The sequence below is a fragment of the Labrenzia sp. 5N genome, from assembly GCF_012395805.1.
GTDB lineage: Bacteria > Pseudomonadota > Alphaproteobacteria > Rhizobiales > Stappiaceae > Roseibium > Roseibium algicola.
Window position 1 is genome coordinate 214,693 of the sequence record NZ_JAAZTM010000020.1, and the last position, 14,027, is coordinate 228,719.

General features: G+C 57.1%; 16 protein-coding genes. 11 read left to right on the forward strand and 5 right to left on the reverse strand.

Annotation, left to right across the window (positions count from 1 at the left end; genetic code table 11):
• Positions 1-165: 165 nt before the first annotated feature.
• The 9 genes from pdhA to HEP89_RS21590 all read left to right on the forward strand — a co-directional run bounded on the left by pdhA (position 166) and on the right by HEP89_RS21590 (position 8,163).
• Positions 166-1,215 carry a pyruvate dehydrogenase (acetyl-transferring) E1 component subunit alpha gene (gene pdhA / locus HEP89_RS21550; RefSeq protein ID WP_197923268.1) on the forward strand — a complete coding sequence of 350 codons (1,050 nt, stop codon included), beginning with the start codon at positions 166-168 and terminating at the stop codon, positions 1,213-1,215.
• A gap of 14 nt (positions 1,216-1,229) precedes the next feature.
• Complete coding sequence (locus HEP89_RS21555; RefSeq protein ID WP_168693002.1) at positions 1,230-2,627, forward strand: pyruvate dehydrogenase complex E1 component subunit beta; 1,398 nt, start codon at positions 1,230-1,232, stop codon at positions 2,625-2,627.
• A gap of 16 nt (positions 2,628-2,643) precedes the next feature.
• Positions 2,644-3,990 carry a pyruvate dehydrogenase complex dihydrolipoamide acetyltransferase gene (locus HEP89_RS21560; protein ID WP_168693003.1) on the forward strand — a complete coding sequence of 449 codons (1,347 nt, stop codon included), beginning with the start codon at positions 2,644-2,646 and terminating at the stop codon, positions 3,988-3,990.
• Between the two features lie 72 nt (positions 3,991-4,062).
• Positions 4,063-5,511 (forward strand): dihydrolipoyl dehydrogenase, encoded by a 1,449-nt coding sequence (gene lpdA / locus HEP89_RS21565; protein ID WP_055654385.1) that lies wholly within the window; start codon positions 4,063-4,065, stop codon positions 5,509-5,511.
• 181 nt (positions 5,512-5,692) lie between these two features.
• On the forward strand, positions 5,693-5,941 hold the full coding sequence (locus HEP89_RS21570; RefSeq protein WP_022998572.1) for a GlsB/YeaQ/YmgE family stress response membrane protein: 249 nt from the start codon (positions 5,693-5,695) through the stop codon (positions 5,939-5,941).
• A 32-nt stretch (positions 5,942-5,973) separates the two neighbouring features.
• Complete coding sequence (locus tag HEP89_RS21575; RefSeq protein WP_022998573.1) at positions 5,974-6,213, forward strand: GlsB/YeaQ/YmgE family stress response membrane protein; 240 nt, start codon at positions 5,974-5,976, stop codon at positions 6,211-6,213.
• The gene (locus HEP89_RS21580) at positions 6,210-6,650 is read left to right on the forward strand and encodes a thioesterase family protein (RefSeq protein ID WP_168693004.1); all 441 of its coding nucleotides are present in this window, start codon (positions 6,210-6,212) and stop codon (positions 6,648-6,650) included. Before HEP89_RS21575 ends, HEP89_RS21580 begins: the two co-directional genes overlap by 4 nt.
• 56 nt (positions 6,651-6,706) lie before the next feature.
• Positions 6,707-7,681: a lipoyl synthase gene (gene lipA / locus HEP89_RS21585; protein ID WP_022998575.1), complete on the forward strand. Its 975-nt coding sequence runs from the start codon at positions 6,707-6,709 to the stop codon at positions 7,679-7,681.
• 29 nt (positions 7,682-7,710) lie between these two features.
• On the forward strand, positions 7,711-8,163 hold the full coding sequence (locus HEP89_RS21590) for a type II toxin-antitoxin system RatA family toxin (RefSeq protein WP_168693005.1): 453 nt from the start codon (positions 7,711-7,713) through the stop codon (positions 8,161-8,163).
• A gap of 18 nt (positions 8,164-8,181) precedes the next feature.
• On the opposite strand, the gene HEP89_RS21595 is transcribed toward HEP89_RS21590, so the two are convergent.
• The 5 genes from HEP89_RS21595 to HEP89_RS21615 all read right to left on the reverse strand — a co-directional run bounded on the left by HEP89_RS21595 (position 8,182) and on the right by HEP89_RS21615 (position 11,704).
• On the reverse strand, positions 8,182-8,616 hold the full coding sequence (locus HEP89_RS21595) for a hypothetical protein (protein WP_022998577.1): 435 nt from the start codon (positions 8,614-8,616) through the stop codon (positions 8,182-8,184).
• Positions 8,617-8,714: 98 nt separating this feature from the next.
• Entirely contained in the window at positions 8,715-9,191 is a 477-nt protein-coding gene (locus tag HEP89_RS21600) for a hypothetical protein (protein ID WP_168693006.1), read from the reverse strand.
• Between the two features lie 171 nt (positions 9,192-9,362).
• Positions 9,363-9,830, reverse strand: coding sequence for a hypothetical protein (locus HEP89_RS21605; RefSeq protein WP_168693007.1), 468 nt, complete (start codon positions 9,828-9,830; stop codon positions 9,363-9,365).
• A 104-nt stretch (positions 9,831-9,934) separates the two neighbouring features.
• Positions 9,935-10,444 carry a CinA family protein gene (locus HEP89_RS21610; protein WP_168693008.1) on the reverse strand — a complete coding sequence of 170 codons (510 nt, stop codon included), beginning with the start codon at positions 10,442-10,444 and terminating at the stop codon, positions 9,935-9,937.
• A gap of 6 nt (positions 10,445-10,450) precedes the next feature.
• Entirely contained in the window at positions 10,451-11,704 is a 1,254-nt protein-coding gene (locus tag HEP89_RS21615; RefSeq protein WP_168693009.1) for a bifunctional 2-C-methyl-D-erythritol 4-phosphate cytidylyltransferase/2-C-methyl-D-erythritol 2,4-cyclodiphosphate synthase, read from the reverse strand.
• 170 nt (positions 11,705-11,874) lie between these two features.
• Here HEP89_RS21615 and dusB point away from each other — a divergent pair, with 170 nt between their 5' ends.
• Positions 11,875-12,879: a tRNA dihydrouridine synthase DusB gene (dusB, locus tag HEP89_RS21620; protein WP_168693010.1), complete on the forward strand. Its 1,005-nt coding sequence runs from the start codon at positions 11,875-11,877 to the stop codon at positions 12,877-12,879.
• Between the two features lie 8 nt (positions 12,880-12,887).
• Entirely contained in the window at positions 12,888-14,027 is a 1,140-nt protein-coding gene (locus tag HEP89_RS21625; protein ID WP_035909465.1) for a nitrogen regulation protein NR(II), read from the forward strand.

A 14,027-nucleotide genomic window follows, 5' to 3' on the forward strand; every position in this document is an offset into this window, starting at 1 on the left:
ATTTTGCTTCATTAACAATAATCTGGTTAAATATAAAATTCTGTAGTATCAACAATACTTTGATGCTGTTGTTGCAGTGCGAGATGCGTGGATTGGATTGACAGACCCAACCGGATAAGTTGCTCCTACCTATCTTAGGGGAAACGTCACGCCGAGATGAGGGTTATGGCCACAGCATCAAAGACCACTTCCGCTAGCTCCAAGAGCACCAGCCGGACACGCAGCTCCGCCAAGAAGGCGCAGCCTGCGATCGCCGAGTTCGATAAGGACGAAGAACTTCACGCTTACCGCGAAATGCTTCTGATCCGACGTTTTGAGGAAAAAGCCGGGCAACTGTACGGCATGGGCCTCATCGGCGGGTTTTGTCATTTGTATATCGGACAGGAAGCTGTCGTCGTCGGTATGCAGATGGCCAAGAGAGACGGCGATCAGATGATCACCGGTTACCGGGATCATGGCCACATGCTGGCAATGGATCTCGATCCGAAAGGCGTGATGGCGGAACTGACCGGTCGTCGCGGTGGCTTGTCGAAAGGCAAGGGCGGCTCCATGCACATGTTCTCCAAGGAGAAGCATTTCTATGGCGGCCATGGCATCGTCGGTGCACAGGTGTCGCTTGGTACCGGCCTCGGGTTCGCGAACAAATACCGTGAAAACGGCAACGTTGCGATGGCCTTCTTTGGCGACGGTGCGTCCAACCAGGGTCAGGTCTACGAGAGCTTCAACATGGCCGAGCTGTGGAAGCTTCCGGTCGTTTACGTGATCGAGAACAACAAGTACGGCATGGGCACCAGCGTTGCCCGCGCCTCCGCCACAACAGATCTTTCCCAGCGCGGTGCTTCCTTTGGAATTCCGGGCAAGCAGGTCGACGGTATGGATGTGCGCGCAGTCAAGGCAGCCTCCGCTGAAGCGCTGGAATGGTGCCGTGAAGGCAAGGGGCCGTTCATTCTTGAAATGATCACCTACCGCTACCGCGGCCACTCCATGTCGGATCCTGCAAAATACCGCTCCAAGGACGAAGTCCAGAAGATGCGGACCGAACATGACCCGATCGAACAGGTGCGTGCGCGCCTCATGGACAAGGGTTGGGCTTCCGAAGACGACCTCAAGGCCATCGACAAGGATGTGCGGGCCAGGGTCGCGGAAGCTGCCGAATTTGCACAGACGGATCCGGAACCGGATGTGTCTGAACTCTACACCGACATTCTGCTCTAAGGCCGGGGGACAACATGCCGATTGACATTTTGATGCCGGCGCTTTCGCCGACTATGGAAGAGGGCAAGCTCGCCAAGTGGCTGAAGGCCGAGGGCGACACCATCTCTGCAGGCGATGTGATCGCCGAAATCGAGACCGACAAGGCCACCATGGAAGTGGAAGCGGTTGACGAAGGCACGCTTGGAAAAATCCTGGTTGCCGAAGGAACCGACAACGTCAAGGTGAATGCCAAGATTGCGGTTCTGCTGGCCGAGGGCGAAGACGCCAGTGCCATCGACGCCGCAGCTTCCGCGCCAGCCGCCGCTGCAGCCCCTGAAGCCCCTGCGGCTGCAGAAGCTTCGAGCGCACCAGCTGTCGCCTCTGCTCCGACGCCTGCTGCTCCTGCGCCTGAAACTGCTGACGATCCGGAAATTCCGGCTGGTACGGCAATGAAGTCCTCCACCGTTCGCGAAGCTTTGCGGGATGCGATGGCCGAGGAAATGCGCCGTGATCCGGACGTCTTCATCATGGGTGAGGAAGTCGCGGAGTATCAGGGCGCCTACAAGATCACCCAGGGCCTGCTGGACGAATTTTCCGCCAAGCGTGTCATCGATACGCCGATCACCGAGCACGGCTTTGCCGGTCTTGGCGTCGGGGCAGCGATGGCGGGTTTGAAGCCGATCGTCGAGTTCATGACCTTCAACTTCGCCATGCAGGCGATTGACCAGATCATCAACTCCGCCGCCAAGACGTTGTACATGTCCGGCGGTCAGATGGGTGCCCCGATTGTCTTCCGTGGACCAAACGGTGCCGCGGCGCGAGTCGGTGCCCAGCATTCACAGGATTACGCTTCCTGGTACGCCCACGTGCCGGGCCTGAAAGTGGTCCAGCCGTATTCGGCTGCAGATGCAAAAGGCCTTCTGAAGGCAGCAATTCGCGACCCAAACCCGGTCATCTTCCTGGAAAACGAAATCCTCTACGGTCATTCCTTCGAAGTCCCGGACATGGACGATTTCGTTCTGCCGATCGGCACGGCGAAGGTGGAACGCGGCGGAACGGACGTGACGCTGGTTTCCTGGGGCATCGGCATGACCTACACCATCAAGGCGGCTGAAGAGCTGGCCGGAATGGGGATCTCGGCCGAGGTCATCAACCTGCGCACCATTCGTCCGCTGGATATCGACACCGTGCTGGCGTCCGTCCGCAAGACAGGTCGGATCGTGACGATCGAAGAAGCCTTCCCGATGTGCTCCGTTTCATCGGAAATCGCCTACCAGGTTCAGGAAAAGGCGTTCGACTATCTCGACGCACCGATCCTGCGCGTGACCGGCAAGGACGTTCCCATGCCTTACGCTGCAAACCTGGAAAAGCTGGCTCTGCCGAACGTTGGTGAAGTCATCGATGCGGTCAAAGCCGTAACCTACACCGCCTGAGGCCAGGGAGACGGACATGCCAATCAATATTACCATGCCGGCCCTTTCTCCGACCATGGAGGAGGGCAACCTGGCCAAATGGCTGGTCAAGGAAGGCGATCAGGTTTCGGCCGGCGATGTAATCGCCGAGATTGAAACCGACAAGGCGACCATGGAAGTGGAAGCGGTTGACGAGGGCACGGTCGGCAAGATTGTCGTGCCTGCGGGAACCTCAGGTGTGAAGGTCAACGAACTGATCGCCGTACTTCTGGAAGACGGTGAAGATGCCAGTTCCATCGACACCTCTGGTGGATCTTCGGCACCTGCTTCTTCATCGGGAGGCGACAAGGCTCCGGCTGTGCCGGAAAGCTCGCCGGCGATCGAGGTCGGGGCAAAGGCGGCAACGGATCCGGTTCCGGCTCCCAAAGCCGCTGATGGAAACCGCATCTTTTCGTCCCCGCTGGCTCGCCGTCTGGCTCAGCTCAACGGTCTTGACCTGAAAGCACTTTCCGGTTCGGGTCCGCATGGCCGCATCGTCAAGCGCGACATCGAGGCAGCTCTTGCTGCAGGTACAGGCAAGGCAGCGCCCGCTGCTGCTGCGGAAGCACCGAAGGCTGCCGCGGCACCGGCCATGGCAACCGGCCCGTCCGCGGATCAGGTTCTGAAGCTGTTCGACAAGGACAGCTACGAACTCGTGCCGCATGACGGCATGCGCAAGACCATTGCCAAGCGTCTCACCGAGTCGAAGCAGACCATTCCGCACTTCTATGTGTCCGTGGACTGTGAACTCGACGCTCTTCTGGCTCTTCGGTCACAGCTCAACGATGCTGCCGCCAAGGACAAGGAAGGCAAGCCGGCCTACAAGCTTTCGGTCAACGACATGACCATCAAGGCTCTGGCTCTGGCCCTGCGCGATGTCCCTGATGCGAACGTCTCGTGGACCGACGATAACATGGTCATGCACAAGCATGCCGATGTCGGTGTCGCCGTTTCCATCCCGGGTGGCCTGATCACGCCGATCATCCGCCGGGCGGAAGAAAAGCCTCTTTCCGTCATTTCCAACGAGATGAAGGATTACGGTAAGCGTGCGAAAGAACGGAAGCTGAAGCCAGAAGAGTACCAGGGTGGTACCACCGCGGTCTCCAACATGGGCATGATGGGCGTGAAGAACTTCTCGGCCGTCGTCAACCCGCCGCATGCGACCATTCTGGCCGTCGGCGCCGGTGAAAAACGCCCTGTCGTCAAGAACGGCGAACTGGCTGTTGCCACGGTGATGAGCGTGACGCTTTCGACCGACCACCGCTGCGTGGACGGTGCGCTTGGCGCCGAGCTTCTTGCCGCGTTCAAGGGCTACATCGAAAACCCGATGAGTATGCTTGTTTAAGCCTCATCTCCGGCGCGGCGGCAACGCCGCGCCGTTTTCAATCGATGACTTCATTCGCCGGGGAAATACACCATGGCTGATACCAATTACGACGTGATCATTATCGGCTCAGGGCCGGGTGGTTACGTGACCGCTATTCGTTCTGCCCAGCTGGGCTTCAAGACTGCGATCGTTGAACGCGAACACCTTGGTGGCATTTGCCTCAACTGGGGTTGCATTCCGACGAAGGCCCTCCTGCGTTCTGCAGAAATCCTGGACCATGCCAACCATGCCAAGAGCTTCGGTTTGACGCTCGAAGGCTCCATGAAGGCGGACGTCAAGGATGTCGTTGCGCGTTCGCGCGGCGTTTCCGCCCGACTGAACGGTGGCGTCGGTTTCCTCATGAAGAAGAACAAGATCGACGTGATCTGGGGTGAGGCCAAGCTCACCAAACCGGGCGAAGTCAAGGTCGGAAAATCTTCCAAACCTGTTGTCGAGCCGCAAAATCCGGTTCCGAAAGGCGTGAAGGGTGAAGGCACCTACACCGCCAAGCATATCATCGTGGCAACTGGTGCGCGTCCGCGTGCTTTGCCTGGCATTGAACCGGACGGCAAGCTTATCTGGACTTATTTCGAGGCCATGAAACCGGCCAAGATGCCTAAGTCGCTGGTGGTCATGGGGTCGGGTGCGATCGGGATCGAATTCGCGTCTTTCTATCGATCCATGGGCGTCGACGTAACGGTTGTCGAGCTGATGGCCAACGTGATGCCGGTCGAGGACGAGGAAATCTCGAAATTCGCGCGCAAGGCTCTGGAGAAGCGCGGCCTGAAGATAATAACCGAAGCAAAGGTGACCAAGGTCGACAAGGCGGCAGATTCGATTACTGCCCATGTGGAGACCAAGGATGGCAAGGTCAGCCAGATTAAGGCTGATCACCTGATTTCCGCTGTCGGCGTTCAGGGCAACATCGAGAATATCGGTCTGGAAGCGCTCGGAGTGAAAACCGACCGAGGCTGTGTGGTCATTGATGAGTATGGGCGCACCAATGTGCCCGGCCTCTATGCCATTGGCGATGTCGCCGGTCCGCCAATGCTTGCCCACAAGGCTGAGCATGAAGGCGTGATTTGCATCGAGAAGATTGCAGGTGTGCCTGGTGTTCACGGGATGGATCATCGCAAGATTCCGGGCTGCACCTACTGCAACCCGCAGGTTGCCTCTGTTGGGCTGACCGAAGCAAAGGCAAAGGAACAGGGCCGCGACATCCGCGTTGGCCGGTACATGTTCAACGCCAACGGCAAGGCCATCGCGCTTGGCGAAGACAATGGCATGATCAAGGTTATCTTTGACAAGAAGTCCGGCGAGCTTCTCGGTGCGCATATGTGCGGCGCAGAAGTGACCGAACTCATCCAGGGTTTTGTCGTCGCGATGAACCTCGAGACTACCGAAGAAGAGCTGATGCACACGATCTTCCCGCATCCGACCTTGTCGGAAATGATGAAGGAAGCCGTGCTGGACGCCTACGGCAAGGTGCTCAACGCCTGATCCCTTTTGGCCTCGGGGTAAAACTGCACCGAGGCCGCTTTCCATTTGCCGTACTCTGGATCTGCAAGCAGTGAAAGAAATGCGCAGACCTGAACGTTGATCCGGACATCAACGCTGGACGCTTTTTCTGAAACGGGTAACGTGAAACCGTCTGAGAAAAGGCTGAAAGGAGCCGTCAGTCATGGATGTAAAAGCAATTTTGATCTGGGTTGCAATCGGCATTATAGCCGGTTGGCTTGCAAGCGTCGTCGTTGGCGGCGGTGGTCTGATCCGTTACCTCGTCAGCGGTCTCATTGGCGCGTTTGTTGGTGGTTTCCTGTTCAAGCTCGCAGGTATCAACGTCAATCTGGGCAATGCCTACGTCAATGAAATTGTCGTGGCGGCCGTTGGAGCAATTGTCGTTGTGCTGCTTGCGCGACTGATCGCCTGACGAATTGAAATTTCTGGAAATAGGAGTCCGCGATGGGGTGGATCATCACAATCATCATCGGCCTCATTGCGGGCGCCGTTGCTCACCGGGTGCTGAACAGTCGCGGAGGTTTTCTTGGCAGCCTCGTTGTCGGCCTTGTCGGAGCGCTGGTTGGCGGTGAACTCGCATCGCTGCTCAACCTGCATGTGACAGGTGGTATTCTCGATCGTCTGATTATCGCGGTTCTGGGCTCTATCCTGTTCCTGTTCATCTGGAAGAAAATGTTCAAGTGAGCACAAATTCGGACGAATTCGAGAGCCTGGAGGCTTTTGTTCTCAGGACAGGCGACAAGCTTCGTTATGGTGATACGGACCGGCAGGGACATGTCAACAATGCCGTGTTCGCCACTTTTCTGGAAACCGGCCGTGTTGAATTGCTCTACAATGAAGCGCTGGCTGACCAAGGCGCAGCTTTTGTGATCGCGCGGCTGGAGCTGGATTTCCTGGCGGAAGTCAACTGGCCGGGCGAAGTGGAGATCGGCACAGCCGTGATTGACGTTGGTCGCAGCTCGTTCAAGCTGTTCCAGAAAGTTTTTCAGAATGGAAAGCCGGTTGCGCAGGCGGTGACCGTCATCGTCCAGATGAGTGAGAGCACGCGAAAGTCTCAACCGCTGTCGGAACGTGCACGCGAGCGGCTTCAGGAACTGACCGGTCCTGCGCTAATCACATAGCTGGCTCAACGCTAATCCGTCTTGACCTTTCACCGGAATAACGACACTTAAGGCCCATGGTTACGATCGTCGACACGCTCAATCGCCCGCAGCAACAATCCGAAGCGCGCCCGCGCCACCCGGAAAAGGCTCACCGTCCGGACAATCCGATACAGCGGAAGCCGCACTGGATCCGCGTCAAGGCACCGACATCGCCGGTCTACCGCGAAACGCAGAATGTCGTGCGCGAGAACAATCTCGTTACGGTTTGCGAAGAGGCAGGATGCCCGAACATCGGTGAATGCTGGTCGAAGAAGCATGCCAGCTTCATGATCCTTGGTGATACCTGTACACGTGCCTGCGCCTTCTGCAACGTGCGCACGGGCATGCCAGGGCCAGTCGACCCGAAGGAAGCCCAGGGTGTTGCGGATGCCGTTGCTGCAATGGGGCTCGAGCATGTGGTGATCACCTCCGTCGACCGGGACGATCTGGACGATGGCGGTGCACAGCATTTCGCAGATGTAATCAATGCAATTCGCAAGACCGCGCCATCGACCACGATCGAGGTTCTGACGCCTGATTTCCTGCGTAAGGACGGTGCTCTGGAGATCGTCGTGGCGGCGAAGCCCGATGTCTTCAATCACAACCTTGAGACAGTACCGTCGAAATATCTGACCGTTCGCCCCGGAGCGCGTTATTTCCATTCGATCCGCCTTCTTCAGAAGGTCAAGGAACTTGATCCGGAAATGTTCACCAAGTCCGGGATCATGGTCGGGTTGGGGGAAGTGCGCAACGAAGTGCTGCAGCTGATGGACGACCTCCGGGCCGCTGATGTCGATTTCCTGACGGTCGGCCAGTATCTGCAACCTTCCAAGAAGCACCATCCGGTCGTGTCCTTCGTGACGCCGGAAGAGTTCAAAGGCTATGAGCGTATTGCTTACGCCAAAGGTTTCCTGAAGGTGTCGGCAAGCCCGTTGACGAGGTCGTCTCACCACGCTGGTGAAGATTTCGCGGATCTTCGCGCCGCGCGCAAAGCAAAGCTCGGCCACTAACGCCAAAGCAACAGGACACTGGACACCGTATGCCCAGTTTTTCATCCGACCACAAAGTCAACCACAAGGCGGACGAGATGTTCCGCCTTGTTGCCGACGTAGAGCGGTATCCCGAATTCGTGCCGTTGTGCCAGGATCTTCACGTGCGCGGCCGCAAGGAGCTGGATGGTGGACGGACGGTACTGGTGGCCGACATGACGGTTGCCTACAAGCTGTTCAAGGAAACCTTCACCAGCCGCGTTGAACTGCGCCCGCACGACAGGACGATCCTGGTTGAGTACCTGGACGGCCCGTTCAAGCATCTGGAAAACAAGTGGACTTTCGAGGATGCAAGCGAAGGCAGCTGCAACGTCGGTTTCTATATTTCCTACGAATTCCGCAGTCGGACGCTCGGCTCTCTCATGGGCGTTATGTTCGAAAAGGCCTTCCGAAAGTTTTCAAGCGCCTTCGAAGCTCGCGCGGACCAGGTTTACGGGACCTGATTAAGCTGACTTTTGAGCCTACTTGAACTGCTTGAAGGCGTCGCGAATGATGCGGATACGACTCGATTGCATGTCGAGGGGCTCTGCCTGGCGACGGATCTGCTCGATTTCCTTCTTCTTCAACCCGAGACTTTCGAGCGTTGCGAAGGATGTATAATCGGTACAGACGGGCGTGCGGCTGGAGCCGACATTCTCTTCGACCACGAGGTTTCTTCCGGCAGCAGCTTCTTCTTCCGTCCAGATAACGGTGTTCGAGGATACCCAGAAAGTGCGGTCGCAATATTGGGCCTGGTAGTAGCCCTCTTTCGGTTTTGTCAGAATTTCATGAAATCCGGTGAACGTACCGTTGGAATACTGGGACCTGATATAAAAGTCGCTCTGAGCGTGAGCTACGCCGGCAAAGGTAGTGCCAGCGGCCGTCAGAGCAGCGAAGAACGCGAGGGCGCGTTTCATGTCAGGGTCCTTTTTTCTGCGCGCTTATGTCACCTGTTCCTGTTGAAAGTCTAAGCTGACCAGCTTACCCGAGCCTTACCAGCCCGGTGCCGGCTTTTTTAGTTGCCGTGATATGACTTGGCAGCGTTGTCGCCGTCCGTTGTTTTGAACGCTTCGCGAATGACCGCGAAACGGTTTACCCGCTTTACCGACGACCCGTCATTTTGAACGACAAGTCTCGGATCATCCTGTACGCCGAGGTCTTCAAGCGTCACCTGTTCTTCAGGATGATCGCAAATCGGCCGCCAGCCCTTGCCCCGATTGAACTCCACCCGAACCTTGTAATCCTGCTGCACTTCGAGCTGCGTCCAGGCGACTGTCGCATAGCGTACAAAGTAGGATCTGCCACAATACTGAACTGCCACCAGCCCGTCCGCCATCCGGTCATAGATGCGGTGGGAGCCGCGGAACAGCTGATTGCCGTCGCGCGAAATAATGTAGGTGTCACCCGGTTTCGGCGTGTTGTTGCCGGCCTGCGCATTGGCGCACGCAAGGGCGAGGGCACTTCCTGCAAGAAGCGCACGTTGGATTAACATATCCCGTTCCCTTTACCGCGAAATCATTTCGCGAGTTGGTTCCTGCTTACGGTGACCATACGGCAAGTGTTTGTAAAAGTGATTTCGTAAGGGAAATGAGTTTGATTAAAACTTTAAAAGCACTGATTTTGTTGACGAATTATCGAATAACTGTCCAGAAGCGGCCGGCTTTTAGCGTGTGTGATACGTGCTGTGGCCTTCTTCGACGCTATTGCTCTGGAACATTGCGCCGATCGCGGAAAGCCTGCTTTGTGGGGCCGAAGTCTCATCTGGAGCGGCCAGAAGATCGTGCGCACTCATTGTGACGCCGATGTCCTCAAGACTGACCTGTCGCTCGGGATTGCCGCAGATCGGACGCCAGCCACGGCCAAAATTGAATTCCACCTGAACTTTGTTGCCGCGTTCGGTTTCCACTTGCGTCCAAGCGACCGAATGGCTGCGTACAAAATAGCTACGCTGGCAATAAGAGACCTTTTTCAATCCGCGGGCGTTTTCCGTGAACAGCTTGTGGCTGCCCACAAAGTGTCCGCTGCGATCGCGTGAAATCAGGTAAAAATCGCCAGGCTGAGGTATGGCACCTGCAAAAGCGGTGGAGCCTGCGCACAAAAATGCAGCCAGAATGGTCGCTGGTTTAATCATAAAGGTTCTGATCTTGAGTTACGTTGAGGTCAAGTTGTCTGGAATATACATATGACCAAGCGGAAGCCCAGCGCGAACTCCCATGAGCGTTAATGAGCATTTACTCAGGAAATTGCATTTAAAATCGATGTGAGGGCAGTTCTGACGGTGGCAAGCCGGATTGATTGCCGGCCGTTGTCTGCAAACCAGCAATGGAGATGATCCGTCGGGCGATCCTTTGCCGCAACGGCAATATGGACAGTGCCAACTGGCTTTTGAGCACTTCCGCCACCTGGTCCAGCGATACCCGTTACAGAAACTGCTACATCCGCATTGGATCTGGCGAGTGCTCCTTCTGCCATGGCAATCGCGACTTCCTTGCTCACGGCCCCATGCTTTTCGATAAGGTCTTTCGGAACGCCCAGCATTTCGTTCTTTGCTTCATTGGAGTAGGTCACAAACCCCCGGTCCACGGCGGCCGAAGATCCCGCGATCTCCGTAAGTGCTCCGCAAATCAGGCCTCCGGTGCAGGATTCTGCCGTCGCTACCATTTTCTTGGCGGCAATGAGCCCGTCCAGCACAGCAATTGACAGAGGCGCAAGCTCTTCCAGGTTGTTTGGAGATGTCTCGGTCATGGATTTCTAGTCCTCGTCCTGAAAAGGAAGACGCACAGTCACACTGGCCAGGGCCGCGATACCTTCCTTGCGGCCTGTGAAACCGAGGCGCTCGGATGTCGTGGCCTTGACCGAGATCCTCGAAACAGGCATGGCGCAAATCTTGGCAATCGAAGAGCGAATTGCCTCGCGGTGGGGGCCGATCTTCGGTTCCTCGCATACGATGGTGACGTCGACATGCGCCAGTCTTCCACCGCGTTCAGACAGGCGGCGCATGGCGTCCATTTGAAACTGGTCAGAAGAGGCACCTTTCCACTGCGGGTCGCTTGGAGGGAAATGCTGGCCGATATCGCCATCGCCAATGGCACCAAGCGTTGCGTCCGTAATAGCGTGCAGCACCACATCCGCGTCTGAGTGACCTTTCAGCTTGCTGGAGTGGGGAATGGCTACCCCGCCCAAAATGACGGCATCGCCATCTTCAAAGGCGTGGACGTCGTATCCGATCCCGGTTCTGACGTCGGCGAGTTCTGAAAGCGGCAACGGGGAGGCGGGGGTAGTCGACATCAGTTGTAACTCGGCCTGTTGTTCTGCACGACGGAGGTCGGCGGCAGTTGTGATCTTGAATGCAGCGGGGTCGCCCTCCGTCAGGACAATGGTCATCCCGTCCCATTCCGCAAGGCCGGTGTCGTCAGTAAAATCGAGTTTTCCCGCTGCTACCGCCTTTTCGTGCGCCCTGAGTATGCGCTGCAAGGGAAAGGCCTGTGGTGTCTGCGCTGCCCAGAGCCCGGCTCTGTCAACGGTTTCCAGCGAACGACCCGATTGATCTGCTCTTTTTAACGTGTCGGCCACGGGCAGCGCGGCGAGAACGCCTTCGTTCCCTGCCTGCAGTTGCTCAAGCAATCTGTCTATCACGGCAGATTGGAGAAACGGCCGTGCAGCATCGTGGATCAAAACGTAATCAAATCCTTCGAGTGCGAGGGCCTTCAATCCTGCCAGGACCGATTGCTGCCTGGTGGCACCACCGTAGACTGCCGGTCCGATCTTGGACGCTGTTTCAGTGGAGGCCGCTCTTGCTGCTTCAGAGAAATGGTTCACGTCGTCAGGGTGAATGACGGTTACGAGACGGTTGATCCGGGGGTGATTCCCGAGAGCATCCAGTGTATGGCTCAGCACAGGACGGCCAGCCAACGGCCTGTATTGCTTGGGTAACGCATTGTCGGAGCCCGCAAGACGGGTGCCACGCCCTGCGGCAACGACTAGGGCGGCAGCGGTTTTTGTCATTAACGGGCTCCTCGTGCTCTGCATCAAACCGTCAGCTTTGAACCGTCTTTACCTAGGAACCTGTTCGGACCGCAAATTTTGACTTGTTGCATTGCGAAACTTGTCTACAATATAGGCAATTATGAATCTGCACAGTCAATAAGCAGAAAAGAGACGCTGTGTCGCCGTCTATGAAAACACTCACGATTGGCCGGTATCAACTCGCAAACCCGGCCGTGCTCGCGCCGATGTCCGGCGTGACCGATCTCCCTTTCCGCCGGCTGGCTGCCAGATACGGCGCCGGCATGGTCGTCAGCGAAATGGTTGCGAGCGAATCCTTCGTCAAAGGCGACGCCGAAACGCAAATGCGTGCGGAGGCTCAGGACAAGGGGCTTCATGTCGTTCAGCTTGCAGGGCGTGAAGCCCGCTGGATGGGGGAGGCCGCCAAGGTTATCGCTGGTCTTGGTGCCGATGTAATCGATATCAACATGGGCTGTCCCGCCAAAAAGGTGACGTCCGGATACTCCGGTTCCGCACTGATGCGGGATCTCGACCATGCCCTGACGCTGGTTGATGCGACGGTGGCAGCGGTCGATGTGCCCGTCACTTTGAAGATGCGCCTTGGCTGGGATGACAAGAACCTGAATGCACCGGAGCTGGCCCGCCGTGCGGAAGCAGCCGGGGTGCAACTCATCACCGTTCACGGGCGCACCCGATGCCAGTTCTACAAGGGCAAGGCCGACTGGCGTGCGATTGCAGCTGTCAAGGACGCTATTTCGGTTCCCCTGATCGCCAATGGGGATTGCAAGAGTGCTGAAGATGCCTTGCGTATGCTTGAGCTTTCCGGCGCTGACGGCGTGATGATTGGCCGGGGCGCATATGGACGTCCCTGGTTGCCGGGCCACATCGGACATTTTCTGGCAAGTGGCGAACAGCTCAACGCACCAACTGGAACAGAGCTGGCGGAGTTAGTGGCGGAGCACTACGAGGCCATCCTCAGCCACTACGGTGAGCGGCAGGGTATTCGCATCGCGCGCAAGCATCTCGGTTGGTATCTGGACGAGACAACGTCTGCGGGCGCAGCCGACATCCCTGGATCTGTCCGCAAGACCCTTATGACTTCCAATCAGCCGTCGGAGGTTATCCGCCTCGCAAGCGACTGGCTTTCTTCCTCGAACAAACGGACAGCAGCTTGAAGGACATCATGTCTCAGACAGGCCGTACGGCCGCGCTTGCCAGTGACGGGCCGACTATACTGGATGCCTTGCCACACCCGGTGCTTCTGGTTGCGCCGGACGGCGTGATCGAGTCTGCCAACATGGCCGCGGAAATTTTCATGCGGTCCAGTGTATCGGTGCTTCGTCGCCATCCAATCAGTGACTTTGTTCCTTTCGGGAGCCCCTTGCTGACCCTGATCGAGCAGGTGCGTGAACGCAGCGCGCCGGTCAACGAATACAAGGTCGACATCGGTTCTCCGCGTATCGGTGCGCCGAAGGTGGTCGATATCAACGCTGCGCCGGTATCGGAGCGGCCGGGGGCTGTGGTGTTGATGTTCCAGGAACGCACCATGGCGGAAAAGATCGACCGGCAGCTGACGTCCCGTGGAGCCGCCCGCACCGTGACGGGACTTGCCGCCATGTTGGCGCACGAGATCAAGAATCCGCTGTCAGGAATTCGTGGCGCGGCCCAGCTTATAGAGCAGTCGGTGCCAGCCGAAGACCGGGCGCTGACTCGTCTTATCATGGATGAGACCGACAGGATCGTGAAGCTGGTCGACCGGATGGAAGTATTTTCGGACGAACGACCGATCGAAAGAGAGCCGGTCAATATTCACGTGGTTCTGGACCACGTGAAGCGCTTGTCGGATTCCGGCTTTGCCCGCGGCAAACGGATTGTGGAGATTTATGATCCATCGTTGCCTCCGGTTTATGCCAACAAGGATCAGCTGATTCAGGTTTTCCTGAACCTGATCAAGAATGCCAGCGAAGCGATTGGCGATGATCCCGATGGTGAAATTCGCGTTTCGACGGCGTTTCGGCCCGGTGTGAGGCTGTCTGTTCCCGGTACTGACGAAAAGGTCAGCCTGCCGCTGGAGTTCTGTGTTCAGGACAATGGACCGGGCGTTCCGGAAGACCTTCTTCCGCATCTGTTTGAGCCGTTTATCACGACAAAGACCAATGGCTCAGGTCTTGGTCTGGCACTCGTTGCCAAAATCATTGGTGACCACGGCGGTGTCATCGAATGTGACAGCCAACGCCAGAAGACAGTTTTCCGCATTCTGATGCCCGCGTTCACGGGTGACAGCACAGCTTCGTCCGACCGGACCAGCAGAGGAACCGAGTAA

Excerpts from the sequence above, each read along its gene's own strand:
- pdhA (WP_197923268.1), top strand. The coding sequence starts at position 166 with ATGGCCACAGCATCAAAGACCACTTCCGCTAGCTCCAAGAGCACCAGC.
- HEP89_RS21555 (WP_168693002.1), top strand. The coding sequence starts at position 1,230 with ATGCCGATTGACATTTTGATGCCGGCGCTTTCGCCGACTATGGAAGAG.
- HEP89_RS21560 (WP_168693003.1), top strand. The coding sequence starts at position 2,644 with ATGCCAATCAATATTACCATGCCGGCCCTTTCTCCGACCATGGAGGAG.
- lpdA (WP_055654385.1), top strand. The coding sequence starts at position 4,063 with ATGGCTGATACCAATTACGACGTGATCATTATCGGCTCAGGGCCGGGT.
- HEP89_RS21570 (WP_022998572.1), top strand. The coding sequence starts at position 5,693 with ATGGATGTAAAAGCAATTTTGATCTGGGTTGCAATCGGCATTATAGCC.
- HEP89_RS21575 (WP_022998573.1), top strand. The coding sequence starts at position 5,974 with ATGGGGTGGATCATCACAATCATCATCGGCCTCATTGCGGGCGCCGTT.
- lipA (WP_022998575.1), top strand. The coding sequence starts at position 6,707 with ATGGTTACGATCGTCGACACGCTCAATCGCCCGCAGCAACAATCCGAA.
- HEP89_RS21590 (WP_168693005.1), top strand. The coding sequence starts at position 7,711 with ATGCCCAGTTTTTCATCCGACCACAAAGTCAACCACAAGGCGGACGAG.
- HEP89_RS21595 (WP_022998577.1), bottom strand. The coding sequence starts at position 8,616 with ATGAAACGCGCCCTCGCGTTCTTCGCTGCTCTGACGGCCGCTGGCACT.
- HEP89_RS21600 (WP_168693006.1), bottom strand. The coding sequence starts at position 9,191 with ATGTTAATCCAACGTGCGCTTCTTGCAGGAAGTGCCCTCGCCCTTGCG.
- HEP89_RS21605 (WP_168693007.1), bottom strand. The coding sequence starts at position 9,830 with ATGATTAAACCAGCGACCATTCTGGCTGCATTTTTGTGCGCAGGCTCC.
- HEP89_RS21610 (WP_168693008.1), bottom strand. The coding sequence starts at position 10,444 with ATGACCGAGACATCTCCAAACAACCTGGAAGAGCTTGCGCCTCTGTCA.
- HEP89_RS21615 (WP_168693009.1), bottom strand. The coding sequence starts at position 11,704 with ATGACAAAAACCGCTGCCGCCCTAGTCGTTGCCGCAGGGCGTGGCACC.
- dusB (WP_168693010.1), top strand. The coding sequence starts at position 11,875 with ATGAAAACACTCACGATTGGCCGGTATCAACTCGCAAACCCGGCCGTG.
- HEP89_RS21625 (WP_035909465.1), top strand. The coding sequence starts at position 12,888 with ATGTCTCAGACAGGCCGTACGGCCGCGCTTGCCAGTGACGGGCCGACT.